Origin of the sequence: Streptomyces sp. NPDC002884 (genome assembly GCF_040295245.1) — a bacterium.
Lineage (GTDB): Bacteria > Actinomycetota > Actinomycetes > Streptomycetales > Streptomycetaceae > Streptomyces.
On the sequence record NZ_JBEOVB010000059.1, the window covers coordinates 1 to 25,941 of the forward strand.

The following is a 25,941-nucleotide window of genomic DNA, read 5'->3' on the forward strand; positions in this document are numbered from 1 at the left end:
CATTACCCGCTCCGCGGGTAATGCCCCGGCAAGCCGGGGCATAGAGCGCGAATTGCGCAAGCGCAATTCGGATTCCAGCGCAAGCGCTGGAATAGAATTCCGCAAGCGGAATTAAAAAGGCAAGACAATTCGCGCAAGCGCGAATTGTGGGCACCCGCGCAAGCGCGGGTGCCACGGCTGGCAGTAAGGGGGTGTGCATCGCGCGCGGGCCTGTGTAGCCTCTGGGGTTCCAGATCACCACCCCCGTAACGGATGTGACGGACCATTGGCTCGACAAGTGCTGGCACCACCGCAGTGACCGGGCTCGGCTGCGCTCCACCCGAACCCCTCGCACGTGCCCCAACTCGCTCCAGCGCGTTTACTAATACCCTGCCAGCATATACGCTGGCCCGTCACGACGCGATGGAATCCGTCAACTCATCACCAGGGCGAGCGAACCAAGAGTGCGGATAATGCATCGTCGTTGCTGACTGTGTAGGGTTTGGAATCCGGCAGTACCACCCCAAGCCCCATCCAAAGGCTACCGGCAGAATTAGAATTGAGCGGCGATGAATTGCTCAGCCATAGAACGGAAGTTCCGACATGGGAATGCCGGAATTTGGCGTGCGGAGGTACCTGAGCCGAACGGCCGCCAGGCCGAGCGGCGGAACCGTTCACGGATATCAGCCACGCCTTCGTGCTTTTGAGCGTCACCGCCGGTACCACCCGAGACTCAGAGCCGCTGGTGCCGCCTACGGTCCGCACCGTGTCCACGGAGCCGCACGCGAAGCCGCGCGCGCCACGACGGGGTCCGGCCCGAGGGTCCCGACGCTGCTGCTGAGGGGCCGGAGCCACGGCGTGGCGGTGCTTGATCACGGTGAGGAGAAGCGGTATCACGCGCGCGCGCTCTAGATGCAAGAGCGTCACGTTTCCGCAGGTCAGCGCGTCGAGCCCGAGAGGATTTGTCAGCCCAGCACTGACAAATCGCGGTCGCGATGTCAGTAGGTCCTGACCTACCAACATCGTTTGGTGGCAGTAGTGCCACCAAACGTCTGCAGGTACGTCAGTGGGCAGGGGTGACGGCCGTGACCTCGGAATGTCAGTGCAGGGCTGACGTTCGGGTGACTTTCGTGTCGGGCGTGCCGCTTTTTCGTGGCAGCAGTGCCACGGTCCGCTAGGGTTCTGACGTCACGACGATCAAGGAGACGGTGACCCTCATGAGTTCAGGGCCCCTGGACGGCAGTGCAGCACCGCAGCTGCCTGATCCGCCGTCCCGTCGTCGGCGGCGCCCGAAGCCGCCGCCCACCGCGTACAACCGTTCTTCGGGCTCCAGTATCGATCTCCCGGCCGGCCACGGCGCGCACGTCTTCCCGATCGGCTCCAGCACGGGCTTCGTCGGCGAGGCGTTCTCCATGGACAGCCTGGAGTTCATGCGCTGGGCTGCCATCCAGTACGACGCCGACCGGTTCGTCCTCGTAGTGCTGTTCACCCTCATGGGCTCGCAGAAGCCCGGCGGGCTGATCGAGGCCACCCATGAGGACGTTGCTCAGCACCTGCGCTACAGCCGGTCCCACGTCAGCCGGGCCATCAACGTCCTGGAAGCCGACGGAGTGCTGCGACGCCAGCAGAAAGGTGTGTACCAGCTGAACCCGGCCGCGTCGCTCCGGGGCGGGCTCAGGGAGCCGGAGAAGGGCGCGAAGAGGCGTTCCAGGGCGAGCGTGGGCGACAGGGTGGAGCAGCTGGACCTGTTGCGCGAGATCATGGATGACCCGGACGCGCCCGAAGCGTTCCGGGCAATGGCCGCTCCTGGCGCGAAACTGGAAGTACGCGAGGGAACGGATGGGGAAGGGAAGGCCACGTCATGACGTCCGCTGCCGAGGAATGGGTACCGCGCCGCAAGGTGCTGTGGGGTAGCTTCAACGGTCTCGCGTACGTACCGCGGTTCCCTCCCACCGCCTACACCCTGCTGCTCCACATGATGAGCGAGCAGGACCCGGGCGGCCTGGTCGTCGCCACGCACGACGAACTCGCGCACGGCCTGGCCCTGGAGCGCGGCATGATCAGCCGCGCCATGCCGCACTTGGTCGCCGCCCGGCTCGTCACCGTGGTCCGCCGCGGACGCTTCCAGCTCCACCCGATGATCGCGGCGTTCAGCGACCCCCGTGAGCAGCAGCGGGCCATCAAGGCCCTGCCCCGGGACATGCGGCTGGACGTCGGCGACTTCGAAGACGAGTACGAACGCCGGTTCCAACTCCACCTGGACGAGAAGGCCCGCAAGGCTGAGGCGAAGGCCAAGGGCAACGTCACGCCCATCACCAGGCCGACCCGGCTCAAGCCCGTCCGCTGACCCTGCCAGTTCCCGGCCCGGGGCTGCCGCCCTCCAGAAAGCCCCTGGCCCCCGCGAAGACACCCATGGCGCTGCACCCCGGTGCGGCGCCATCTTCGTGCCCTCCCGCGATCACGCCGGTAGCACCAGGTAAACCGAGTTGTTCTGGAGCAGCAGAACAACCAGCCCCCGCAGAGCGGTGCGGGATCCATCCGCCGACCGACCCATGCAAATGCTGCGCTACATCGGCCGACACTCACAGCAGCCACCCAAATCCCACCACCAGGACCACGACCAGCACCACCACGAAGACGACTCCACCCGACCGAACACCACCACCAGGACCACCGGCATCCCGCCGCCGCAGGCCTGCGTCTCACACCTCACACCCTCACAGTCCACCCCGCCCACCAGGCAAAAGAGGCTGTGTGCGTCACAGGAACCGTGGCTACAGGGACAGGATCCTGCCGTGCAGGGCGCGGCGGTCCCCGGACATCGCGTAGCGGCGGGCGGCGAGGCCGCGCTCGAGGGGCTCGCCGATCTGTTCGCACAGCAGTGCCAGGACGCCGGTGGCCGCCTCGGTGTCGGACAGGTAGGCCGGCGCGACTTCGAGCATCAGCTCGCCGATCGCGTACGTGCTGGCGAAGAGGTCGTCGGTGAGCTGGCGCCCCGCGGCGACCAGGGGATCTGCCGACGGGTTGGCGGGCGGCGGAGGCGGGGCGGTGCGGACGTCGCGGACGGACTGGCGGACCACCGCGCGCACCGTCGGCTCATCGAGGGCCGTGAGGCCGCTGTGGGCGAGCGTGGTGAGTCGGCGGGTGATCAGCTCCGCGACGACGTCCGTGCGGCCGGAGACGGCGATCAGGGCGCGCTGGGACAGGCCGTAGTCGAGCGCGGCCGCGGCGGGGTCGCTGTCTCGCGTGCGAGACGTCTCGGTGCTGGCGGTGACCGCGCCATGGATCGCGGCGAGGGAGCGGGCGACGTCCAGGAGCCGGTATGCCTGGGCGCGGCTGATGCCGAACTCCGCCTGGCAGTACGACTCCCAGCTGCCGTGCCCGAGCGGCACCCAGACGCGGGCGGCGTGCGCGTCGCGGACCCGAGCGGCAAGTACCGCCACGGAGCGCTGGACGTCGTCCATCGCCTCGCGCAGCCCGGCCGTCATCTCCCGGGCCTGGGCGGTCGTAAGCGGCGGCCGAGCCGGTTCGGCGCCGTGCTCCTGGTCCTCGTGCTGCTCGCCCACGACTCCATCGTCCTCCGGGCCGGCGGGCGCCACCAGGGCGCGCGGAAGCACCGGCGCGCGCTCCGCCTGGCAGCCTGATAACCCACCCGTTCACCTGGGAAAACGCCCTGTGAGCCTCATAGATCTCACAGGGCGGGGCTGACGTGACACCGGGTGCGTGACACCCGCCGCAGGGCCGACCCGGGCGCGGCTACGTCTCCTGGGCGTCGCCCCCGGCGGGCAGGTCCTGCTCGATCTCCCGCGCCGTCCTCATCAGTTCGAGGGCCTCGCGGCGCAGCTGGCTGGCGCGCTCGCGCAGCTGCTTCACGCGCCGGCGCTGCTGCTGGGGGCCGAACGCGTTGACGTACTGCCCGCGCGGCCCAGTGAGCAGCCCTTCGGCGATCAGCTGGCGTACGGCGGCTGCGGCCTCCTTGCCGCTGATGTCGAACTGCTGGCTGATGTCGAAGCGGGTCATGAACCGCTCTCCGGGCTCGTAGCTGCGGTGGATCGCGGTGCGCAGCAGCCGGTAGGCCCGCTCGGTCGGCGTCGTCGTGCCGACGCTGTACAGCCGGTAGCCCTCGCACAGGGTCACCATCCCTTCGGTGGCCAGCTGCTCCAGCGCGGCGCGGACCGCGTCCGTCGACAGCCGCAGGCCCATGGCGATCTCGGCCAGAGCGGGCAGATGGGTGCCCGGCTCGGTGCACGAGAGCCGCACCCAGCGGCGCAGCGCCTGGACGTCGTCCTTGCCCGCCACCACGTTGTCCGCCGTCGCCATGCCTGCGCCCCCTGCTCTCCGGTGATCCGATGCCGGGGACCAGCGTGGCGGGCGGCGCGGCGCGGACGCCACGAACTTGCCGGGGTTTGCCGGGACCGGACCTGCGCGCGGCGGACCCGGGCGGCGAGCACCGTCACGGAGCGGCGGACGTCGTCCATTGCCTCGCACAGCCCGGCCGTCAGTTTTTGGGCCTGAGCCACGCTGAGCGGCGGCCGCGCTGGTTCGGCGGCGACGTCGTCCTGGTCCTAGTCGCCCATGCCTCTATAGTCCTGCGCGCTGGCGGGCCGGGCTACGGCGTGCGGATGGCGCGCCGGACATGGGGACCAGCAAAGGGACGATTCCGATTGTGGGGCTGCGCGTTTCCGTCCCTAGCCAGTGGTGGCCGCTTCAGGGGTTCACCAGATCGTGTGATGGGAAGTCTTCGATATCGCCGGGGCCGGGCTGACAAGCGGCATTGCGCAGGCGTTGTCACGCTGCACCTCACGGCCTTACAGCCTGCCAGTTCAGCACGTCTAGCTGGGAAAATGGGCTAGGAGTCTCACCGGTAGCAGAGGAATGTGACGTATCTGCGCGCCTTTACGATCCTCGCCATGAGTAGTGAGACAGACCCTGTCCGGGTGGATCCGCGAGAGTTGCCGGCCAACAGCTTTACCGACTCCGACATTGCCAGGATCAAGATGGTGAGGACGGCCGAATCCCGCGCGCAGGACTACGGGAAGTTCGCGCAGATGGTGAGTGAGGACCTGGTGCAGAGCGGCGACTACGTGCGCCAGGCGATGCGGCTGGAAAGTTCGGCGGATGCTCTGTTCGTGCAGTACACGGTGATTGCTGAGCGGGTCCGGGGCACCGGCTGGGACGTCATCGGTGAAGCCACCCGCATGAGAGCAGCGGAGGCAGAGGCGAAGTGGGGGGATCTCGAGACACGCTGGCGCCGTGCCAGCCGGGCGGACGACCCCTACCGGAAGGATCCGGGCGCATACGCTGCGGGGGCTGACAAGTATCTCACCACCAACGCGCCCTACCAGTTCAGCACGGGTCGTCCGCTGTCTGTGTCGCTGGACGCGGCCTCGCACCTCACTGGCCGTGACGCTGCTGCGGCGGACCAGGCGTTTGCCGGCGCGTCCTGCGCGCACTGCTCCCGCTGATTGCGCCCGGATCAGCCCCCGAGACGTAGGTGCTGCCGGAGCGCGCCGTTGCCGACGTTGGCCCCGGTCCTGGTTGGCGGTGGCAGTGCCTTCACGCTCCCCAGTTCAGGGCTGGGGCGGCTGCTTGACGAGGATGCCGTCGATGAAGAAGTTCAGCAGGGCAACGGCGAGATGCACCGCGGCCCGCGCTTCGGGCACGGTCTCGTCACGGGTGGGGTGAGAACCGCCGTGTCGGCTGGTCTGTCCAGTCCACAGCAGACGCATCATCCGCATGACCGTCTCTGCTCCGGCGCTGCCGGGCTCGGAGCCGATGCCGACCACCCATCGATCCTGGGTGTTCTCCATGACCTTGATCATGGAGCCCAGGGTGGCTCTGCTGTTCTTCGGCTCCACCGTCGCCTGCGCTGCTGCTTCGACGGCCTTGATCGCCTCGCTGTACGCCCGCACCGGGTCCGGATGCAGCGCATACGCGGCTGTCCAGGCCCGTTTCAGGTGTGCGCCGGCCGACCCGCGTGCCGGTTCCTGGCCCGCCCTGGTCGCGGCGGCATCGGCGAGCGCTTCCACCGTCGGGTCTACACGCTGGCGCAGGCCAGCTTTGTCGGTGCGCAGCGTGTACGCCGACCTACCGTCGTCCAGGAGTTGTTGCAGCTCATGGCGCAGCAGGGAACGGGGCTGCAACTCACTCAACCCCTCCAGGACAGATGCGAACGCGGGCTGACTCGGAAGCGCGGGCATCGTCTTGGTGGGGGCGGAGGGCGCGGTCAGGTGCAGCCAGGCATCGACGACATCTAGTAGTGCTGCGGCAGGCGTGCAGTAGGCGAGGTGGTCAAGTTCCGGGTTGAAGTCGTCAGGCGGTTCCATCTCCTCCACTACGTCGTGCCGGCGACACCGGTGGTGCTCGCGCAGGTTGCAGCGCAGCACGATGCGGTCCAGGAAGGTGGAGGTGGAGTCCCAGCTGATCGCGCTGTGGGTCCAGTGGCGGAGCTGGGTATCCAGCGCCCCGGAGATCGAAGTTCGCAAGGCGGGCGCAGGAGTGTTGGCTCGCTCGGACAGCGGTCGCCATAGGTCGTTCGTCGTCACGGGACCACGTTAGAGGCCCAGTTGGGGAGTCGGAACGCGTTTTCGTCCTGCGGAGCAGCCGTGCCAGGAGACGCTGGACGTCGCCAGCGCCTCGAGCAGCCAGGCCGTCATCTTGCGGGCGGTGCGACGCGAGCTGATCCTCGAGGGCTCGTGCGGTCGCAGGCGTCAGTGTCAGGGGCAGTATCTGAACCTGCGGCGATCAGCGTCGGGGTGCATGCTCGGTGTATGTGTGCATCGCCGATGGACAGAGAAGTGTCGGATCGGATCGCCGCTGCGGCTCAACGGGATCCTGAGAGTGCGACGGCCCGTTCGGGATTCGACGAGCGGGCCGCGGACGCGGCCGGTCGGAACGAGGCCGACGAGGATGACTACGCCCTGTGGGACGAAGCAGACTGAGAAATGGGTGGCCGATGGTGACCGCCACCACCGGTCCCGGGCCGCGGCAATTCAGATCCGGTTCAGCCGGTGCCGAGGGCGTGGTGCACGGACTGGCGGGCGCGGTCGACGTCGGCGTCTGTGGCCGTCTCGTCATCTTCCACCACGGTGAGCCACTGGGTGACGTCGTTGGGGTGCCAGTGGGCGAGGTCGGCGGGGATCTCCAGCGGACGGGTGTCGGGCACGGCCTTCTCCTTCGTCGGACGGGCGGTCTGCTGTGTTCAACGAGATGACGCCGTTGCGGGTGTCGGGACCAGGGCCAGGGGCGCACGGAACACGGATGGCGCGGGTCCCGGCGGTCAGCGGGTCAAAGGGGCGGGCGACGGCCTTAGCGTCGCTGGACTGCTCCCTGGATGCGGGGACGATGGCAAAAGGGGCCGGGGCCCCGGCAGTTGCGATGCCGGGGACCCGCCCCTGTTCACCATGCCGGCCGGGTCAGGCGGCGGCGGGGCTGAGGACCAGGGTGTAGAGGCGGCCGGTGTCCAGGTGGACCGTGAGGGCGTCACCGGCGGCGGTGGCGGCCCGGTAGGCGGGGTGGGCCAGGAGCGCGGGGACGACGACGTCGCGCAGCCCGTCGGAGGCGGGCCCATCGTCCGGGATCGGTGCGCCGGCCGGGTTCTGGAAGACCTCGCCGTCGGGGCCGTCCTGGAAGTCGAGCACCCAGGTGCCCCCGGCCGCGGTGAAGACGACGTCGCCCTGGACGCCGGCGTCGATGACGTCGCTGGTGCCCAGGTGGGCCTCCAGGACGTCGGCCAGCCGTGCGGCTTCTTCGTCCACGGCGGTCAGGTGGCTGTTGTCGCGGTCGATAGGCGGTGAGCTGAGGCAGAGTCGGATGACACGGCGAATGAGACCGGACGAAGCAGCCTGGTTGTCACCCACAAGGCACACGGCTTGTCACAAATGCTCATTCAGCAGCCTTTCTGTCACCAGTCCCGCGACCAGCGGCTGGAGGGGGTGCGCGGCCGTAGTCGCTCGCCCTGGGGTCCGAACATGATCAGGTACTCGACGGGAGGACCGCCAGGGCTGGCGTTCGCCACCCCGTGCGGGGTGCGGGTGTCGAACTCGGCGACATCCCCGGGGGTCAGGATGAGGTCTTGGTCGCCGAGCGCGAGCCACAGCCGCCCGTACAGGACGCACAGCCACTCGTGGCCGTCGTGGGAGACCTGACGGGGCCGCGCTGGCGGGTCCTCGAGGGCGGGCAGGACGTGCTTGTGGGTGTGCAGGCCGCCGACGTACCGGGTCAACGGCAGCACCGCCTTGTCGTCGCCGAAGCTCAGCGGCGCCGTAGCGCGCGACTTGGCCGCGGGGGCGGGTGCGGTGCCGGCCAGCTCGTCCAGGGAGACGCCGTACTCCTTCGACAGATGCAGCACCACCTCCAGGGTGGGCTTGCGCCGGCCGGTCTCGATCCGCGACAGCGTGCTGGTCGAGATGCCGGTTGCACAGCTGACACCGACGAGCGTCGCGCCATGCCGCTCGCGCGCGGCCCGCAACCGGGGCCCCATCGCGGCCAGCATGCCGTCCACGTCGTCGACTGCCACCTTTCCCGCTCCTTCTTACCGTCCCGCTCCACCGCCCTGTCCTGCAAGTTTGCCAGAATGGCAAGGCTGATCGCGTCGGGCGGGTGCCGCGCCGCATGATCGATGGGTAGCCGCCTCCGCCCGCGATCCGAGGAGAAGCCCATGCAGCCCGAGCCGACCGCCGAGCTCCGCCACCGCACCGTCGAGGCCCCGGCCGGGCGCCTGCACCTGGTCGAGCAGGGCACTGGCCCGCTGGTCCTGCTCGTACACGGCTTCCCCGAGTCCTGGTACTCCTGGCGCCGCCAGCTCCCGGCCCTCGCCGCGGCCGGCCACCGGGCGGTGGCGATCGACGTGCGCGGCTACGGCCGCTCGTCCAAACCCGCGGTGACCGACGCCTACCGGATGCCCGACCTGGTGGAGGACAACGTCGCCGTCGTGCACGCCCTCGGCGAGGAGAACGCGGTGGTCGTCGGCCACGACTGGGGCTCCAACATCGCCGCCGCCTCCGCCCTGTTCCACCCCGAGGTCTTCCGCGCCGTCGCCCTGCTCAGCGTCCCCTACGCGCCGCCCGGCGGCCCCCGCCCCACCGACATCTTCGGCCAGATCGGCGGCCCCGAGCAGGAGTTCTACGTCTCCTACTTCCAGGAGCCCGGCCGCGCCGAGGCCGAGATCGAGCCCGACGTCCGGGGCTGGCTCGCGGGCTTCTACGCGGCCCTGTCCGCCGACACCATGCCCGCCCAGGGCGAGCCCGACCCGCACTTCCTCGCCCGCGGCGGCGGCCGGCTGCGCGACCGCTTCCCCACGGGGGTCCTCCCGGCCTGGCTGAGCGAGCACGACCTCGACGTCTACGCCGGGGAGTTCGAGCGCACAGGGATCACCGGCGCACTCAACCGCTACCGCAACATGGACCGAGACTGGGAAGACCTCGCCCCGCACCGCGGAGCCCCGATCAAGCAGCCGTCCCTGTTCATCGGCGGCGCCCTGGACGCCTCCACCACCTGGATGTCCGACGCCATCGACACCTACCCCACCACCCTCCCCGGACTGTCGGCCTCCCACCTCTTGGACGGCTGCGGCCACTGGATCCAGCAGGAGCGCCCCGACGAGGTCAACCGCCTGCTGACCGACTGGCTCGCCACCCTCCAGGGCTGAACCAGACGGGCTACCTGGGCAGCTTGGCGGTTCGATCGGAGTGGGCGGCTGTGACGTAGCGCATGGCGGTCTGCTCGGTGATGCCGAACAGCCGCATCAGCCTGAGCAGGCCGGCGCTTTCGGCCGATTCCTGAGGATGCCGTCTTGTCTCAGGCCGCTCAACGTGAGCCCGCGGGGAAGGGCTCCGCTCAGGGTGCCGATGCTGACGGTCGGGTGATCGGGTTGACCGCAGTCCTCTGACAGACCAGGAGGTGGAGCAGAGATTCCACACGAGGGATCAAGGGCGCACGGCGCCCTCATCGACCTGCTGAGACGCGGGGTCAGGCTGTCAGCACTCCCCCGGAACGCGCGCGTACTCCACTACGCCGGTGACAACAAGCCTGCCTATGTGACAACTACCGTGCTTCGGCTCAGGCGGATTTTCGGTGGTCACGCTTTTCGCTCCTAGTCAGTAATCCAGATCGAGGTAATCGATGTCGTTGATTTCCACGTCAGAAAGTCCCATCGCGCGACCGCCGCCGTCCTGGAAATAGACTTCTTTAAATCCTTCGGCGATGATTCCGCGCATCTGCTGGTCGCTAGCCCCCGCGTGGCGGGCGTCGAAGAGGCGCTGTGCGTACTCCGGGGGGAGGTGCACGGTGAGTCGCCGGAACCGTCCGTCATCGGTCGTGCCTACCGGCGCGGTGTAGCCGAAACGGGCCCGGGTCTCCACGGTGATCCCGCCCGAGGCGGCGGCCTGCTTCTGCCGGCGCTTGCGCACCAGCGGCTGCCAGCGGGCCTTCACCGCGTTGTCGATCTTCGCGGCGACGTCCGGCCGGGCGTGCTTGCGGGCGCCGCGGCGGTAGCGGTTCACGGAGTCGGCGGTGACCCCGATCTCCGCCGCCACGGCCTTCGCGCTGCCGAACTGCTTGAGCATGAACCCGATCTGACCCTTGAGGGTCTTGGGCGGGTCCTTGGTGAACGCCTCGCGGTCGGCCCGCTCGATGGCGTCGTCGATCTCCCCCACCGGCTACTCCCCTTCGTCCAGGACGGCGTCGCCGCCCTTGATGTGGCGGGCCGGGTTCAGGCCCTTCTCCATCAGCTCCACCGCCCACAGCATCGGCTGGACGCCTTCCACCTTCGCCAGGCCCGGCGTGGGCCCGAGACGGAACCCTCCCGGCTGCGGCTTGCCCGAGGCCGCGTACGGCAGGAAGTCCAGCGGGCTGGGGCCGGGGCTCGGGTAGACGACGCAGTCGGAGAGCACGGCGAGAGGGAACAGGCCCGTCATCCGGGACATGTTCAGCAGCTTGCGGTGCATGTTGACCCGGGCCTTGGAGATGACGGCGGCGCGAATGTCCGGGCGCCAGGTCGGCCGCATCATGGCCGGCCACGGCTCGCCCTCCTTGTAGTTCTTGCCCTGCGGGTTCTCGAACAGCTTCCCGATGCCGCCCTTCACCGTTCCCTTGATCGCGGCCAGCATGGCGGCCATCGCCGGGTCGGCGTCCTTGTGCCGCTCCATGGCCGCCAGGAACTCCACGTCGGTGAGGTCCTTGGTGACGCCGAGGTCGGCGAGGGTGTCGACGTACGCGGTCTTGAGGCGGTCGTGCCACGGGTCCAGATACGCGCCGGTCTCGCGGCGCAGGTACGCCTCGATCGGGGCGACGTTGTAGCCGAGCTCCTGGGCGTAGGCGACGGTGTGCGTCTGGTACCAGGCAGGTCCCGTCGGGCGCTCGCCGGTCGGCGTGAACGGCGAGGGCAGGCGCGGGTCCAGCTCGATGCCGGACAGGTCCACCAGCCACGAGCCGGGAACCTTGGGATTGAACGGCGGGTTCACGAAGTGCACCGGCTCCGACAGGCCGACCGTCAGCCGGGCTGCGGCGGCGAGGAACGCCGTGTTCAGGTCCAGGCCCACCGCGAAGGGCAGCAGGCACTCTGCATCGGTGAGGGTGTCCACGTCCCGCACCCACTGGTACGCCTCTTCGTGCAGGAAGCCGCCCTTCCACCCGGAGTGGTAGATCGAGGGGTGCTCGGGCTGGCCCTCCGGCGGCGCCGGATCCATCGGCTCCGTGCCCAGCGAGCCCGGGTTGAGGCCGGACACCCAGTTGCCGGTCCCCTCATCCCGCACAGGCCGGGTCGGCGGGCGCATCGCGGTCATCAGCTCCAGGCCGTTGACCGCCGTGCCGCCGCGCGGGGTGATGACCCGCTGGGCGTAGACACCGAGAACGCGGGCGACGTCGGCCGGCTCCATCTGAGCGACGCCGGGCCAGGACCGCTCATCGAGCGCGTCCCACGGCAGGATCGCGAGCTGCACGCACTGCCGCTCGCGACCCTGCGCCTTGCGATAGATCCGCGCCCACGGCCCGAAACCGCGCTGGGTGAGCTGCCACTTGGCCTTGAGGACCTGCTTGACGACCGGGTGGTCCTCGGGCAGGCGCAGCCCGCGCCGGTCCTCAAGGCGCTCGGGCAATCCGAGCTTCACGGCCGCGGACGCCGTGAGGACGATGAGCGGATCGGAGTCCTTGCCATGGCGGTTCAGCTTCGGCGCACCGAGGCCGGACTCGCGCAACGTCCACTCCACCACCTCCACCACCGTCGTCGCCGGGCAGTCGAGCACCAGGCCGTCGACGCCGTACGCGGAGCCGTCGCCATCGAGGACGGTCAGCGGACCGTGGGGGAAGCGCGGGTCGACGGCGGGCGAGGCGAGCTTCTTCGCCGTCGGACGCCGCAACGTCGCTGGGCGTGAAGCCGGACGGGCGGGGCGCTCGGGCGCGGCCGGGGCGGCGGGAGCCTGAGCCGGTGCGGCGGTCTCTGCCTGCACAGGGGTGGCCGGGCCGGTGAACGTCTCGGGCACCTCCGGCTCCGGCACGACGGCCGGGACTGGAGCGGGCGCGGCGGGGGCGCCGTGGGCGGGGTACTTCGCGGCCCACCCCTTCAGCAGCCGCTGGTACGCCTCCAGGCGCGGCGACTTTGGCTCGGAGCGGCCGTTCTCGTAGTTCTTCACCGTCTGCACGGTGGACTTCAGGGCCTGCGCGAGGCGGGCCTGGGTGATGCCGGCGTCCTCGCGAAGCCGGGCGCGCTCCGCCGGGGGCGGGAGCTGCGGCTCCTCCTCCAGCAACGCGTCGATGTTCGCGAACAGCTCTTCCTCGGACGCCATGTCGATCTCCTCTCGCGCCCCCACCTTAGCAGTCTTTACCCTTAATATTTAACCCATTACTTTAACCCGTTCGGATCTAGGTTCCAGTCCCGGGTTGCCAGGCAGGCGGGGCCTGGCTCACACCTGACAGGCTCATCGGGCGACGCCCTCACCTGGGAAAACGCCGTGTGAGACTCATAGATGGCAGACCGAGTTGCCGAGAGATCGCCCCGGCGGCCGGGCAGAGGCTCGCTACGGTGACGACCATGGCGGATCAGGGCGAGACACAGACGTGGTCGACACGAGCGCGGCTGGGCGCTGTCGAGCTCCCGCCGGGCGCACCGGCCGGGACGGTGAGGATGGTCACCGGCAGCCGGGCCCGGCAGGTGAACGACCAGGAGGCCCATGACTTCGGGATCTCCACCGACCGGGCCTGCCTGGAGATCGAGCAGATCTTCTACGACGCCGACGACGACGTGCTGCGGCACACGATCACCGTCGACTACAGCGGCCAGCCGTACGTCACCCGGCACGTACCCACCCCCGAAGAACTCGCGCGTCGCGAATAGACGAACCCGTTGGCGATGCCAGGAGGTGCACACTTCCGTAAGGTGGTGTGCATGACGGAGACGACGTACTCGATCGTGGAAGCCCGCGCCCGGCTGGGCGCCATCGCGCGCGAGGTGAGCGCCACCCGGGAACCCGTCGCCATCACCGACCACGGGCAGACCGTCGCCATACTGGTCAGCCCCGCCGACGCCCTGGAGCTGCAGGAGCTGCGCGCGCTGGCCGCCTACCGCGCCCGCCAGGCCCGCGGCGAGAACGCCGGCGTCTCCCACGACGAGGCGTACCGCCGCGTGTTCGGTGGAGCTGAGGCGTGAGCTACGAGGTCATCTGGGAGCCGGAGGCCCTTGCCCAGGCGGAGCGGTTCGCCAAGGACGACCCCGACGGGGTACGGCAGGTGTTCACCGCCGTCGACCGCCTCGCCGACAACCCCCGCCCCGACGGCGCGTTCGGCAGCGCCGACCTGCTGCGCATCCACGTCGCCGCCTACCGCGTGATGTACGAGATCAGCGACCAGCAGATCCGCGTCAGCGTGATCCATCTCGGGCGGGTGCGTTAGTTGGCGTTCGGGCCGGGGATCCCCGGGGCGTGAACTCGCTCATCGTCCGATGTTCCAGGACGCGATAGGGGCTGCCGCGTCCGTGGCGGGAAGCGCCGGCATGCGCCTGATCCACCAGCGGCGCAGCAGCAGCGGCGGATGGCTGCGCAGCGCCACCACCATGGAGATGTGACGAAGCCGCGCAGGCAGGGCCCGGCGGTCTTCCAGGAATTGCGCCACCGCGCGAACCGCAGCCGGCCGCCCGCACTGGCGGGCGGCGAGCGTGTCACAGGCCAGCTCCGCCCACCAGCCCGCCGCGGTGCGTACGGCGAAGAGCAGGGCGATCGCAGCAGCGGCGTAGGGGAGCGGCAACAGTCCGGCACACGCCACGCTGCCTGCGGCGACGGCCGAGGCCCAGAGCACGGAGCGGACCGAGTCGTTGCGCCTGAGGTGCGCAAGCTCGTGCTCCACGATGTGCGGCAGGCTCGCCGCGCCCTCGGGGAAGAACCAGAAGTGTCCCAGTTCGATGTGGCCGAGCGTCTTCGAGCTCCGCATGGAACGGGCGGCGCCCGCCCAGCCGATCCGGGTGCCGGTCACGGCCAGGGTGATGTGCCGCAGGCCGTGCGTCGCGGCGAAGTCTTGGACCCGGGCTTCGACCCGGCGCATCTGTTCCACTTCGGCCGCCAGTTCGGCCTCGTGTGGCTCCCACACCCGGTCCCGGTACAGGTCCCATGTCATCTGCTGACGCCACATCCCTGTGAGCCCTGAGTTGCCCAGGGCGGTGAGCCCCAGACCGGCGTAGAGGCCGCCGGTGACGAGTGCGGACACCAGGGCGAGGGGCAGAGACGCGTGCCCCCTGGCATGGGATGCGGACATGGCGCCGGTGATGACGGTCGCCACGGTCGCTCCGCCCCAGCGGGACACCCAGTCAGCAGCCATGAGGCTCACCGTATCGGTGCCCGAGGTCGAGGTTGGAGCGTCCGTCAACTCGCCCGGCAAAGTTCCCGGAGCCTGTGGCCTCACCGGAAGTGTTCTGCTGAACTACTGAGATCTAGAGTTGACGTAAGCGCTTGAACTGCTTACGATCAAAGTGAAAATAAGCGAACAGGTTCTTCGGGGCCCATCGGCAGGAGATCGCATGGCTACGCTCAGCATCCACTTCGACCCCGCCGTCATCGCCCGCCTCACCAGTGCGAGCGGCGACGACACCATCCACGTCACCTTGTCCCTCGGCGGCGGGTCCGATGAGGCGTCGTCCGTGCCCGTCGTCCCCCATGGACCGCTGGCCGCGCTGATGCAGGCTGGCCTGCTGAAGCCGGACACCGTTTTGACCTTCACCCAGCGCCGCGCGGGCCGGTCGGGCCGCGCTGTGGTGACCGCCGACGGGCAGCTCATCGTCGACGGCCATTCCTCCCCCTTCCCCTCGCCGTCGAAGGCAGCGGAAGCCGTCACCGGCAACGTCATCAACGGCTGGACTCTGTGGCACACGCCCGACGGATCCACCCTGGACCAGCTGCGCCAGAAGCTGGACACCCAGTAGGAGGCCGGGGCCGGTCCGGCCTGTGGCGGTGTCACGCGCGGGCCGGACCGGCTCACCGGATTGGACAGAAGAGCTCGAACGCTGCCGGGAGACGTTGGTGGAGGAGTACGGCGAGCTGCTCGCCGAGGTGATCGTGCCGAAGCTGACGGCGGGCGCGGTCACCCAGGAGCAGCCGGTGGTGGTGTTCGTGGCCGGGCAGGCCGGCAGCGGCAAGACGCTGGTGATGGACCTTGTGCAGGCGGCCCTTGACCAGCGGGGCGGCGCGGTGCGGGTGGACCGGGACACCTACAAGGCCGTCCATCCGCACTACTCCGCTTTCCTGACCGAGGATGTCCGCACAGTCGGTGTGCGGGTGCGACCGGAGACCTACCGGTGGCAGGCCGAGGTCGAGGCCCGCGCCCGCGCCGACCGGTACGACGTGGTGGTGGAGGAGGCCTTGGCCGACCCGGACGCTTTCAAGGCCGCGGTCGCCGCCTACCGCCGGGCCCGGTACCGGATCGAGTTCGTGGCCCTGGCCGTGCCGGAGGCGGTCAGCCAGCTCGGAGTGCTGGACCGCTACCTGCGCTTGGCCGATGAAGGCCGGGCCCGGTACGTGTCCTGGGACAACCACGACGCCTGCGCCAGGGCCCTGGTCGACGTCCTGACGGACATCGAAGCCGAGCACCTGGCCGACCGGATCGTCGTCGTACGCCGCGGCGCGCAGGTCCTGTATGTCAACGAGCACACGGCCGGCGGGCAGTGGACCGGCTCGCCGGGTGCGCGCGAGGCGTTGCTGGCCGAACGCGGCCGCAAGTGGACTCCGGCCGAGACCGGTGCCTTTCGCCGTCAGCTCGCCGATGCCGACCGGCGCGCCCACGACCCGCGCCTGCCCGAGGACTGGTCCCTGGCTGTGCGGCGCGACGCCGAACGCGCCGCTGCCCTGGCGGAGCCTGTCCGGCGGATCGCCCAGCCCCGCAGCGAGGCGCCCGGCGTCGACTACCACCGGCTGACCGGAGAGGAACACCGGTGGATCTTCGACAACCTGATCCTGCCGGACCTCGCCGCGCGCACCAGCCCGCAGGAGAGGCCCGTGGTGGTCTACCTCATGGGCCAGCCGGGGTCCGGCAAGACGAACATGACGCGGATGGTCCTGAGGTCTCTGCGCGGTAAGCCCACCAGGGTCAGCGGCGACGACTTCAAAGCGGCCCACCCCGACTACTACCAGCTGATGCAGGAGGAGCCCCGTACCGCCGGGGCCCGCATCCGCGCGGACTACCGGGCCTGGCAGGTCCTGGCCGAGCAGTACGTGCGCCAGCGGCGCAGCGACGCGGTCATCGAGATCGCCCCCTCCAGCGCGGCCGCGTTCGTCAACGCCGCTCTGCTGTACCGGCAGTCGGGCTACCGGGTGGAGGTGGTGGTGCTCGCCGTGCGGGCCGCCGACTCCCGTCAGGGCACCGCCGATCGCTGCGCGCAGTTGCTGCGGCTGGGGGCAACGGGCCGGTTCACCACCGCCGGCGGGCACGACGAGCACTTCGCGGCGCTCGGGGAGGCGGTGGCGGCCGCCGAGCACGTGCCGGCGGCCGACCTGGTGACGGTGATGCGGCGCGACGGCAGCGTGCTGTACCGCAACGAGCGCGCGCCGGGCGGGACGTGGACACGGCCGGCGGGCGCGCACCACGCCCTGGTCGCCGAGCACAACCGCCCGTACACCGATCAGGAGGCCGCCCGGTTCTGGGCGATCCAGCGGCGGCTGCGCAGGCAGTTGCCGCACTACCGCCGCGACCTGGAGCAGATCGCCCGGCTGGCGCGGCTGCTGATGCCCGAGCACCTGCTGCCGTACCGGCTGCGCGGGCCCGCCGCGGTGGCCGCTCTGCCTGCACGACCCTACGAGTCCTGCAGTTCCTTCAGCCGGGCTGCGTAGAGCGCGGCGAGGCGGGCCGTCTCGGCCGCGTCGGCGTCCTCCAGCCGGTCGCGGTCGGCTACGCACGCCTGCCGCCGGGCGGCCAGCTCACTCAGCGACTCCGGGGCGGCGCCGGCCCGGCGCTCGGCCAGCATGCGCCGGCTGTACCAGGCGATCACTTTCTCCACCAGCTCCACAGCGACCTCGTGGCCGGCGGCGCCGTCCTGTTCGTCCGGCGGCGGCCCCGGGGTGTCCTCCGGAGCGGACTGCGGGTCGGGGATTGCGGAGTCGTGCACGAAAGCCACCAAGGAAGAGCTGGACAAGAAGGGCTCATTCTCGGCGGAACCAGGTCCCCCGGCAAACAACCCCTGCCGCTAAGTAGTGCCATAGCGCGTAGCCACATCTGCCACTTCCAGCGCGTGAGTCCCATCGGTTTCCGTCAGAGCGGCCGAACGCCGCTCTGTTTTGTAACCCATGTTTGAGATGCGGAAGGAGAGAGCAAGGCGGAGGATTGGAAGTGCTATCCGATGGCGGCGTTTGCACCTTAAGCAGTGTTGGGCAGTCACAGCCGTCGTCAGGGAGAGCATCATGCGCAAGTTGACGAAGCAACTTCTCTGCGCCAGTGGCGCACTTACCGTGGCGGGGGCAACAGTCACTGCGACAAGTACAGCAGCGCAGGCAGTCCCGCCCGCCCCACCCTCAATTACCGCGCTCACTGCGGGCGCAACGTCGGTGAGCGTCAACTGGACTGCATCTGCCACGACACACACCTACTTCATCAGCAACGGCGCTCGGATCAAGAGCGTGAACGGAGACACGATCGGCTTCACGTGGACAGGACTGAAGAAGAGCACCCGCTACTGCTTCAAGGTGCGCGCCGTGAGCGACGGAGGCGAGCTCAGCGCATGGGGGCCAGAAAAGTGCATCAAGACCAAGCAGCGCGGCGGAGTGGCTGAGCTAGTCGGGGTCACGCCTCAACAAAGCGCGGCTGTCAGCACTGCAATTGCGGAGTGCCTGACATCTTTGGGTGGGGCCAAGCTCATAGCCATCGCTCAGAAGACATACAAGGAAGCAAGGACGCTCGTCACAGCCGTCCGGCTGACTGTGCACCTCCCGCATACGCCGCCTGACGCGGTAGAAGTCTTCCGAGTCGTGGTCCGTGATGCAGTTCCGGGCGGAGCGTGCATCCTGCGGTAACGACTCCGCAGGGCCTCGACGGCAGCCGCGAGTAGGTCGCGCCCCTTCCGGTCCGGGGCCGCCGCAGGACTGCTGGCAGAGGCGACCCTGATACCGGCGGTACCGGCCGGATCGATCGATACGCCCTGCGGGCCGAGCCGCCGGGAACCGCTGTCGTACGGCACTGGCTCAGTATCCGGCCTGCGTGGGCTCGGTAGCCTGATAGCCGACGGAACCGGTCATACCAACCTGGCACGGGCCCCCGGGTGCGCCTGTGGGTCTGCCGTACGGGACACGCGCGGGCATAGTCTTGACCGACTGATGATCTTTTCCGGCGGGGGGCCAAGTGACCGACCTGCGAGCGTTGTTCAGCTCCAACGACCCCATCGACGCGAGCGAGGCGTTCACCAACCGCCAGCGCCAGTGGGAGCTTGTCGCCACCGCGGTCACCGAACACCTGCGGCAGATCACCGTGCCCGGCTTCGACCCCGCGGACCTCGAGGCCCCCCGTAGTCATCTGATCGTCTTCCACGGCGTGGGCGGCGTCGGCAAGTCCACGCTCCAGCGCAAGCTGGAGGCCGCGCTCGGCGGCACCCGGCCGGCGCAGTGGGGCGAGCAGGTCTGGGGCGGGCACAAGATCCTGCCCGTCCGGATCGACCTGTCCCGCTCCGCCGGCACCACCTTCGAGGACGTCGTTCTGACTATCCGGGCCGCCCTGGCCACGGCCGTCGCACGACCGCTGCCGGCCTTCGACATCGCGCTGCGCCGCTACTGGGAGGCCCAGCACCCCGGCGATCCGCTCGACGCCTACCTCGAACGCGGCGGACTCGTCAGCCGGTTCGGCAAGGCCCTGCCGCAGCAGACGCAGTCCGCCCTCAGCGACGTCGCCCAGACCCTGCTGCTGCCCGGCACCGTCGGCTCAGCCGTCGGACAGGTCACCGGCGCCCTGGTCGGCGCGCTCCGCGAGCGGCGCCAGACCGTGCGCGCGCTGGCCGCCTGCGCGCGGCTCGCGCCCCTGCTGGAGACCGAACCCAGCCTGGAGGCGCTGTCCTTCTACCCGCACCTGCTCGCGTTCGAGCTGCACCGGCTGCCCGAGGAGAAGAAGATCACGCCGGTGATCCTGCTGGACACCTTCGAGGACACCGCCGACCGCCACCGTGACCTCGAACGCCTCCTGCAGCGCCTGGTGTGGCTGCTGCCGAACTGCTTCTTCGTCATCAGCGGCCGCTCGCGCCTGCAGTGGGCCGACCCCGCACTGCACGGACAGCTCGACCACGCCGGCCCCGCCGCCTGGCCGGGCCTGGCCGCCACACCCGGCCCCCTGCCGTCGCCCCGGCACGGCACGCCGGGCGGGCGGCAGCACCTGATCGGCGACCTCTCCCCCGAGGACTGCGACGACCACCTCGCCCGCCGCCTGGCCAAGGACGGCCGGCCCCTCATCAGCCCCGCCATCCGGGCCGTGATCACCGCCCGCTCCCACGGCCTGCCCCTCCACCTCGACCTGGCCGCCTCCCGCTTCCTGGAAATCCGCCGCACCCGCGAACCTGAGCCCGCCGACTTCGACCACACCTTCCCCGCGCTCCTGGCCCGCGCCCTGTCCGACCTCACCGCCGACGAACGGCACGTCCTGCGCTCGGTGTCGCTGCTGGACGCCTTCGACCTCGATCTCGCCACCCGCGCCGCCGGCCTCACCCACCAGGCACCGGCCCGGCGCCTGACCGAGCGGCCCATCGTCTACGAGAACCTCTACGCCCTGTGGCCCTACCACCTCCACGGCGCGATCCGCTCCGCCCTCACGGAAGCCGACGACCACACCGACGATCGCTGGACACCCGCCGACTGGCATCAGGCCGCCACCCGCGCCCTGGCCGCCCTCGGCGACCAATGGGCCGCGAACACTTCCCTCACCCCCAGCCGCATGCTCCTCGTCGCCTGCCTTCGCCAGGGCCTGCGCCTGGCCCGCGACCACCGCCTGACCGGCCTGGGCTGGCTCATCGACGCCGCCCACGCCTACACCGACGACTCCGTGTGGGAACCCCTCACCCCGCCCACCAGCACGCCGAACCCGGAACTGGACACCCCCGCCGACGCCCTGGCCGAACTGCTCACCGCGATCGCCCGCCGCCAGCACGAACACCGCCAGCGCACCGCCGACCGACTCACCGCCGTCCTGGACAGCGGCCTGCTCCCCACCGAGCTGACCGAGATGGCCCTGTACTACCGGGCCAAGGCCCACAAAGACCTCAGCCAGAACAACGCCGCCCGCACCGGGATGCAGCAGGTCGCCGACATCGACGGCCGCCTCGCCCTCAAAGCCCGCCGCGGCCTGGCCAACCTGGCCCGCCTCGCCGGCGACTTCCCTACCGCCCTCGCCGCCGTCCCCACCCTGGGTTGGAAAGGCCGCCACCACCGCGTCCTCGGCGACATCCACTGGTCCCACGCCGACACCCCGGCCGCCGTCGCCGCCTTCGAAGCCGGCCGTGCCGAAGCCGAGCAACACAACGCCACCGGCGAACGCGCCATGATGCAGGTCCGCCTCGCCCTCGCCGTCTCCTTCGCCGACCCAGACCGGGCCGACGACGAACTCGCCCTCGCCCACCAGTTCCTCGACGGCCTCGACCAGCGCTCCAACACCCTCCTCGCCCAGGTCGTCACCCTGATCAAGGATGCCGGAACCGACGGCGTCACCGACCGCGCCCAGCACCTGCACACCGTCATCGAGACCGCAGGGCTGCCCTTCCTCCACCGGTTCGTCGAACTCGCCCTCGCCTTCCACCACGCCGTCCGCGGCGAGGACCAGGACCTGACCGCCACCATCGAACGTCTCCGCGCACTCACTGCGACCGGCGACTTCGCCTACTTCACCGACCTCGCCCACTTCATGGCCGGTCTCCCCCTCCCAGGACCCTCGGCCACCCGCTGGACCAGCATCGAAGGCAACGTCCGCTCCGCATGGCGCCGCCTCGTCCAGGCCCGACGGGACCACTTGCGCGCCGGAAACTGAACCCGAAACCGGACGGTGCCCAAGGAGCCCGCTCTGCTCAGTCCGGGGCCGGACGGCCGTTGTCCAGATGGCCCAGGACGTAGCCGCGTTCGTCAGGGTGACGGGCCAAGCGGGCCATCACCCAAGCGGTCCGGGCGTCCATCCCCTCTCCGAAGTCGGCGGCCAGACGGCGGGCCTGCCACGTCGTGCGCGGGGCAAGTACCCACCGCGCGAGCGAGAAGCGGACGCGGCCGGTGCCGGCTGTCGTCCGGCCTGCCCCGTCAGGGAGACCCTCGGAAGCGGCGCCGGGGAGGTTCAGATCGGTCACGATCGCGAGTGTGGCGACGGCCACGGTGCTATGACGGCCGCGGGGCCGGAGATCACCGGAACGGACGGCGCTGCATGGCTTGGGTTGACGCCCGAAAGGCGCGGTAGCGGAAGCTGAGGGCTCCCACCAGCCGATGAAAGCCCTCCGTGCGCCAGGGCAAGGTCGCCGAGCCGGTGGGCACGATGGTGATCCCCGCCCAGAGGGGCGGGGTGCTGTTTGCCGTCGGAGGCCTGGACGGGGAGCTGTACGTCAACGGGCGGGCGCTCGCCCGGCAATGGGCCGACGATTTGCGGTCCGGGGTGCCGGAACTTGCCTCGGACATCGACCGGCTCCAGGCCATGCGTGCGGAGTGGCTGGACGCGCCCCCGCAGGACCGCACGCTGGCGCTGGCCGGCAGCTGCACCGACTCGAACTGTCACACCCCGCACTGAACGAACAACGCTCAGTTCGGGGGCCAGGTGCTGGCCGGGCCACGCATGTGACGGTCGTGCATGCCGAAAAGGCCGGGCGAGTTCACCAGCCTTCTCCCCCTGGCGCCGCATACGGTGGCCTCGCCTCCCGCGCACACGCCCCGCACGGCGGAAAGCGGCGGCACGCATCGCAGACACGGCACGGGAGGAAGACCAGGATGACGCAGGCCGCGGTGAGCGAGCTGGAGGAGCGGGTGCCGGGACGCCGCTGGACGGTGCGTCTGGACGCCGCCGGCCGGGGCAGTGCGGCCGTGCGCATCTCGTGCAGCCGTCCCGCCTGTGCCGAGCAGCGCCTGCCGTCCGCGGACGCCGGCCGCGCCGCCGCCATCGCCCACCTCAAGGCCCACCTGCGCGCCGCCCCCGCCCCCAGGGCCGGGGCCTACTGCGCATGCAAGCTGGAAGGCTGCCACACCCACATCCCCGACACCGGCCGGCACACGCGCGCCGAACCCTGGCGGTGCGGCGGCCCGGTCGTCCTGGCCGTGATCACGGACCGGGAAGGACGCTGGTGGCAAGCCATGGAGTGCTGCTCGAGGTGCGCGGCCGCAACCCCCGGCGCCAAAACGGCAGCCACCTCCCAGCCGCCCAGCCCGCAGACCACCAGCCGCTCGGCCCCCACAGCCACGGGAACCGGCACGAGCGGGCCGCAGTTCTCCGACCACCAGGCCGCCACCGGGACGGCAGTCCCGGCTCCCCGCTCCGCAGCTGCACGACGCCTCCCGCAGCAGGCGAAGATCGCCCAGCGGGTTATCCCCCATAATCTGCGACCCACCGCGTTGCGGGACGAACTCATCGAACTCGGTGACCGCTTCCGCACCTACCAGCAGCGAACCGAACCCGACCTGGCGCTGCTCGCCGACCTCCACGAGCGAAAAGCCCGCGCCTTCATCGCCTGGGCCGACGCCAGCGGCATCCTCAGCCTGCGGGTAGAGGCCGTGCGTGCCGAACAGGCCGCCTCTGCCGCCCGCTTCCAGCACGAACAGCGCACGGGCCGGACCTCCAGCGGCCCCGGGCAAGCCGGTACCGGACCAGCCGGCAGTGAGCCCACCAGCAGCACTGAGGCCGCTGGCAGTGGGCCGACCGTGGGCCGACTGCTGACCGTGCGGACGCAGTGGAACCACGCGCGCTCCGTCCTTGCCCACGTGGCCGACCACAGCCCGCTGCCCGGCCCGGAGGCACGGCTGCTCACGCTGATGCTGACCCTGCGCACCGCCCACACCGGCACCGGCAACCTCGTCGGCCAGGACCTCACCGCGCTGGGCCTGACCGACCCGGAGGACCTGGTCGAGAAGCTGACCGGCTGCGGCTGGCTCACCCTGCCCGGCACCGCCAGCGACCTGCTCGCCTCCCGGCCGGAGAACCCCACCCCGATCACTGTCCCCTCCCTGGCGCCCCACGGGGACACGGCGGCCCCGTTCACCTTCGGCAAGAAGATGCGGCCCAAGCTCTCCGGCTGGGCCCAGAAGGTCATCTCGGACAAGAAGCTCCGCAAGGCCAAGGCCACCGCCGGCACCCGGCTGCTCGCCATGACGCTGGCCACCCAGACCGACGCCTCGGGGGTCCTCGGTCCCGGCGGTCAGGGCATCGCCCTGAACACTCTCACCACCTGGGTCCCGGTCGATTCCGGCGAACTGCATCACCTGGTCGACCAGCTGACCTCAGCGGACTGGCTCACCGACGCCACCCTCACCGATGCTCAGCTCACCGGGCAGCTGACCGAACGCGTGCTCCCGCTCACCTGTCCCCTCCAGGCTTGACGTACAGGACCCGTCCGAGTGAACCGGTGACGGTGTCGTACGTCCCAGGCCGTGGTCGTGCTGGATGCTGGTCGGAACTGGCCCGAGGCGGGCCACGTTCCGACCGCCGCCCGATCCGGCGTACCGGAACGCAAGGAGCGTGGCATTGCACCGGCCTGCACCACCGTGATCACACACAGCAGCTCGTCAGTGTTCGTTGACGTGCCGGGATCGGGCCGAGGCGCGTCAGGAAGGCACTGTCGTGAGCGACCGCTCCTCGTGGGAATCCCGCAAGCTCCGCTACTGGGCCGAGTGCAGTGGGCAGTCCCGCCGCGCCAGCCTTCGAACCAGCCACCCGGCACCCGCGGCCTCGCCGGCGCAGGCGCGGCTGGAGAGCCGCGTCCTCGAGCAACTGGGCACCTCCCCGAGTCTGTGCGCGCACCCCTTCGGTATCGCCTCACTGACCAGTGCCAGCACGTCCCTCACCCTGCACCTCGACCCCTTCATGGGCCAGGAGCGGTACTCCTTCCCCGAACACTGTCTGAGCCGTCTGCTGCCCTCGACTCCCGTACCGGGCACCGGGGACGATGTGCCCGGCATCCCCGGCCTGCGGGTGAGCGGCATCGAGGCCGGCGGCCGACAGCTGCACCTGCACACGGTGAGCCCGGGGCAAGCGGCAACCCTCGTGCTCGTTCTGCCCCGCGGGCTGCCGGAGGGCTGGGCCGACATCGAAGGCCGGTACCGGCACTGGTGCGAAGACAACGGGCTGCGACCGCTGTGGACGACCCCGCACCTCGATCCCGTTGAATTCGGCTACCTCAACGCCTATCCCAATCTCGAACGCTCGCGAGCCAGGCGGGCCGCGGTGGGCAGCGCTCTGCTCCGGCGTATCGCGCTCTTCCACACCGTCACCGCGTTCTACCGTGTCCAGTGCTGGGACGACGGCGACAGCTGGAAGATCGATACCCGCACCGCCCACCCTCTCGCCCTCTGGCATGACCAGCTCCTTCAGCGGCTGTGCCACCCACGATGGGGCCTACCCATGCACGTCTCCCACCGGTTCTGCTCCTGCGGTGAACCAGACGTTCCGTACCAGTGGGGGAACACCTGCTCCTTCTACTTCGACAACCACGACAGCGGCCAGGACGACCCGATCTACCTACGTGTCCACGCCAGTCCCGAAGGACGCGACTACGACCGGCAGATTGAAACGCTGCGCAGGGTCGGAGCACCACAAGGCTGGATGGCCCGGGCCTTCCCCGCCAAAGCGATCGAGCACCACAGGCAGCAGCGGTGGGGGTAGCGGCAGCGCTGCCAGGTCTGCTCGCCGGCTGAAGGAATCCACCGATCCGGCGGACAGCACCCTCTCCTCATTCAACGGGGCTGGATTCCGATTCCGACCGGGGCGACTTCCCCGCTGGCCCCTGCGCACGTTCGACACGTGCGCGATGCACGCCGCCGAGATAATGAAGCCGGACTTGAGGCCCCACAACAGCTGGGGTTACGTCTGGGCCATGTCGACGAATCGGGAGTAGTGGCCCTGGAAGGCGACTGTGATCGTCGCGGTGGGCCCATGGCGGTGCTTGGCCACGATGAGGTCGGCTTCGCCGGCGCGGGGTGATTCCTTCTCGTAGGCGTCTTCGCGGTGGAGGAGGATCACGACGTCGGCGTTGTCTTCGAGGGCTCCGGAGTCGCGCAGGTCGTTGATCATCGGGCGTCTGTCGGGGCGCTGTTCCGGGCTGCGGTTAAGTGTGGAGACGGCGACGATCGGCAGTCGCAGTTCCTTGGCCAGGAGCTTCAGACAGCGGGCGATCTCGGAGATCTCCTCGTAGCGGGAGCCCAGCGGTCTGGTGCCGTAGGTGAGCAGGTGGACGGCGTCAATGACGATGAGCTGTACGCCGGCGCGGCTGTGGAGGTAGCGGCAATGGGCGCGTAAGTCGTGCAGGTTGGCGTAGGAGCCGTCCTGGATGTAGATCGGGGCGGCGCT

General features: G+C 70.0%; 26 protein-coding genes. 14 read left to right on the plus strand and 12 right to left on the minus strand.

Annotated elements, in window-relative coordinates; all coding sequences use genetic code 11:
- Positions 1-1,196 precede the first annotated feature (1,196 nt).
- Both ABT070_RS44040 and ABT070_RS44045 read left to right on the plus strand, forming a co-directional pair.
- Positions 1,197-1,844: a helix-turn-helix domain-containing protein gene (locus tag ABT070_RS44040; protein ID WP_351768770.1), complete on the plus strand. Its 648-nt coding sequence runs from the start codon at positions 1,197-1,199 to the stop codon at positions 1,842-1,844.
- Entirely contained in the window at positions 1,841-2,326 is a 486-nt protein-coding gene (locus ABT070_RS44045) for a hypothetical protein (RefSeq protein ID WP_351768729.1), read from the plus strand. The genes ABT070_RS44040 and ABT070_RS44045 overlap by 4 nt, the downstream gene beginning before the upstream one ends.
- A 427-nt stretch (positions 2,327-2,753) precedes the next feature.
- Here the strand turns inward: ABT070_RS44045 and ABT070_RS44050 are convergent, their stop codons facing one another.
- A complete protein-coding gene (locus ABT070_RS44050) occupies positions 2,754-3,545 on the minus strand; it encodes a hypothetical protein (RefSeq protein WP_351768730.1) in 792 nt (263 codons plus the stop codon).
- Between the two features lie 190 nt (positions 3,546-3,735).
- Positions 3,736-4,299: a GntR family transcriptional regulator gene (locus ABT070_RS44055; protein ID WP_351768732.1), complete on the minus strand. Its 564-nt coding sequence runs from the start codon at positions 4,297-4,299 to the stop codon at positions 3,736-3,738.
- Between the two features lie 590 nt (positions 4,300-4,889).
- Between ABT070_RS44055 and ABT070_RS44060 the strand changes: the two genes are divergently transcribed.
- Positions 4,890-5,444, plus strand: coding sequence for a hypothetical protein (locus tag ABT070_RS44060; RefSeq protein ID WP_351768734.1), 555 nt, complete (start codon positions 4,890-4,892; stop codon positions 5,442-5,444).
- A 105-nt stretch (positions 5,445-5,549) separates the two neighbouring features.
- Here ABT070_RS44060 and ABT070_RS44065 read toward each other — a convergent pair whose 3' ends face one another.
- The 4 genes from ABT070_RS44065 to ABT070_RS44080 form a co-directional block, all read right to left on the minus strand.
- Entirely contained in the window at positions 5,550-6,524 is a 975-nt protein-coding gene (locus ABT070_RS44065; protein ID WP_351768735.1) for a hypothetical protein, read from the minus strand.
- Between the two features lie 458 nt (positions 6,525-6,982).
- The gene (locus tag ABT070_RS44070; protein ID WP_351768737.1) at positions 6,983-7,144 is read right to left on the minus strand and encodes a hypothetical protein; all 162 of its coding nucleotides are present in this window, start codon (positions 7,142-7,144) and stop codon (positions 6,983-6,985) included.
- 250 nt (positions 7,145-7,394) lie between these two features.
- Positions 7,395-7,736: a hypothetical protein gene (locus ABT070_RS44075; RefSeq protein WP_351768739.1), complete on the minus strand. Its 342-nt coding sequence runs from the start codon at positions 7,734-7,736 to the stop codon at positions 7,395-7,397.
- A gap of 146 nt (positions 7,737-7,882) precedes the next feature.
- A complete protein-coding gene (locus tag ABT070_RS44080) occupies positions 7,883-8,497 on the minus strand; it encodes a helix-turn-helix domain-containing protein (RefSeq protein ID WP_451102967.1) in 615 nt (204 codons plus the stop codon).
- 141 nt (positions 8,498-8,638) lie between these two features.
- On the opposite strand from ABT070_RS44080, the gene ABT070_RS44085 reads away from it, so the two are divergent.
- Positions 8,639-9,628 (plus strand): alpha/beta fold hydrolase, encoded by a 990-nt coding sequence (locus ABT070_RS44085; RefSeq protein WP_351768740.1) that lies wholly within the window; start codon positions 8,639-8,641, stop codon positions 9,626-9,628.
- Positions 9,629-10,076: 448 nt separating this feature from the next.
- Here ABT070_RS44085 and tpg read toward each other — a convergent pair whose 3' ends face one another.
- Positions 10,077-10,634 (minus strand): telomere-protecting terminal protein Tpg, encoded by a 558-nt coding sequence (gene tpg, locus ABT070_RS44090; protein WP_351768742.1) that lies wholly within the window; start codon positions 10,632-10,634, stop codon positions 10,077-10,079.
- A 3-nt stretch (positions 10,635-10,637) separates the two neighbouring features.
- Positions 10,638-12,761 (minus strand): telomere-associated protein Tap, encoded by a 2,124-nt coding sequence (gene tap, locus ABT070_RS44095; RefSeq protein WP_351768744.1) that lies wholly within the window; start codon positions 12,759-12,761, stop codon positions 10,638-10,640.
- Positions 12,762-13,006: 245 nt separating this feature from the next.
- Here tap and ABT070_RS44100 point away from each other — a divergent pair, with 245 nt between their 5' ends.
- From ABT070_RS44100 to ABT070_RS44110, 3 genes are read left to right on the plus strand one after another with little or no spacing between them, the layout of a single operon-like run.
- A complete protein-coding gene (locus ABT070_RS44100; protein WP_351768746.1) occupies positions 13,007-13,309 on the plus strand; it encodes a hypothetical protein in 303 nt (100 codons plus the stop codon).
- A gap of 51 nt (positions 13,310-13,360) precedes the next feature.
- On the plus strand, positions 13,361-13,621 hold the full coding sequence (locus ABT070_RS44105; RefSeq protein WP_054231238.1) for a type II toxin-antitoxin system Phd/YefM family antitoxin: 261 nt from the start codon (positions 13,361-13,363) through the stop codon (positions 13,619-13,621).
- The gene (locus tag ABT070_RS44110) at positions 13,618-13,863 is read left to right on the plus strand and encodes a type II toxin-antitoxin system RelE family toxin (protein WP_351768748.1); all 246 of its coding nucleotides are present in this window, start codon (positions 13,618-13,620) and stop codon (positions 13,861-13,863) included. The genes ABT070_RS44105 and ABT070_RS44110 overlap by 4 nt, the downstream gene beginning before the upstream one ends.
- Positions 13,864-13,902: 39 nt before the next feature.
- Here the strand turns inward: ABT070_RS44110 and ABT070_RS44115 are convergent, their stop codons facing one another.
- A complete protein-coding gene (locus ABT070_RS44115) occupies positions 13,903-14,781 on the minus strand; it encodes a hypothetical protein (protein WP_351768749.1) in 879 nt (292 codons plus the stop codon).
- A 199-nt stretch (positions 14,782-14,980) separates the two neighbouring features.
- Between ABT070_RS44115 and ABT070_RS44120 the strand changes: the two genes are divergently transcribed.
- Together ABT070_RS44120 and ABT070_RS44125 are read left to right on the plus strand one after the other, a co-directional pair.
- Complete coding sequence (locus tag ABT070_RS44120) at positions 14,981-15,382, plus strand: DUF4357 domain-containing protein (RefSeq protein ID WP_351768750.1); 402 nt, start codon at positions 14,981-14,983, stop codon at positions 15,380-15,382.
- A 97-nt stretch (positions 15,383-15,479) separates the two neighbouring features.
- The gene (locus ABT070_RS44125) at positions 15,480-17,282 is read left to right on the plus strand and encodes a zeta toxin family protein (RefSeq protein ID WP_351768752.1); all 1,803 of its coding nucleotides are present in this window, start codon (positions 15,480-15,482) and stop codon (positions 17,280-17,282) included.
- On the opposite strand, the gene ABT070_RS44130 is transcribed toward ABT070_RS44125, so the two are convergent.
- Positions 17,246-17,557: a hypothetical protein gene (locus ABT070_RS44130; protein WP_351768754.1), complete on the minus strand. Its 312-nt coding sequence runs from the start codon at positions 17,555-17,557 to the stop codon at positions 17,246-17,248. The genes ABT070_RS44125 and ABT070_RS44130 overlap by 37 nt on opposite strands.
- A 292-nt stretch (positions 17,558-17,849) precedes the next feature.
- Between ABT070_RS44130 and ABT070_RS44135 the strand changes: the two genes are divergently transcribed.
- Together ABT070_RS44135 and ABT070_RS44140 are read left to right on the plus strand one after the other, a co-directional pair.
- On the plus strand, positions 17,850-18,458 hold the full coding sequence (locus ABT070_RS44135) for a fibronectin type III domain-containing protein (protein WP_351768756.1): 609 nt from the start codon (positions 17,850-17,852) through the stop codon (positions 18,456-18,458).
- Between the two features lie 325 nt (positions 18,459-18,783).
- Positions 18,784-21,441 (plus strand): YfgM family protein, encoded by a 2,658-nt coding sequence (locus ABT070_RS44140; RefSeq protein ID WP_351768758.1) that lies wholly within the window; start codon positions 18,784-18,786, stop codon positions 21,439-21,441.
- 37 nt (positions 21,442-21,478) lie between these two features.
- Here the strand turns inward: ABT070_RS44140 and ABT070_RS44145 are convergent, their stop codons facing one another.
- On the minus strand, positions 21,479-21,748 hold the full coding sequence (locus ABT070_RS44145) for a hypothetical protein (RefSeq protein WP_351768760.1): 270 nt from the start codon (positions 21,746-21,748) through the stop codon (positions 21,479-21,481).
- A 146-nt stretch (positions 21,749-21,894) separates the two neighbouring features.
- Between ABT070_RS44145 and ABT070_RS44150 the strand changes: the two genes are divergently transcribed.
- From ABT070_RS44150 to ABT070_RS44160, 3 genes are all read left to right on the plus strand, one after another.
- Positions 21,895-22,179: a hypothetical protein gene (locus ABT070_RS44150; protein WP_351768762.1), complete on the plus strand. Its 285-nt coding sequence runs from the start codon at positions 21,895-21,897 to the stop codon at positions 22,177-22,179.
- Positions 22,180-22,376: 197 nt separating this feature from the next.
- Positions 22,377-23,975 (plus strand): hypothetical protein, encoded by a 1,599-nt coding sequence (locus ABT070_RS44155; protein ID WP_351768764.1) that lies wholly within the window; start codon positions 22,377-22,379, stop codon positions 23,973-23,975.
- A 241-nt stretch (positions 23,976-24,216) separates the two neighbouring features.
- Positions 24,217-25,257 carry a hypothetical protein gene (locus ABT070_RS44160; RefSeq protein WP_351768766.1) on the plus strand — a complete coding sequence of 347 codons (1,041 nt, stop codon included), beginning with the start codon at positions 24,217-24,219 and terminating at the stop codon, positions 25,255-25,257.
- Positions 25,258-25,455: 198 nt separating this feature from the next.
- Here ABT070_RS44160 and ABT070_RS44165 read toward each other — a convergent pair.
- Positions 25,456-25,941, minus strand: a 486-nt coding sequence (locus tag ABT070_RS44165) for a DnaB-like helicase C-terminal domain-containing protein (RefSeq protein ID WP_351768768.1), incomplete at its 5' end; no start/stop codon positions are given.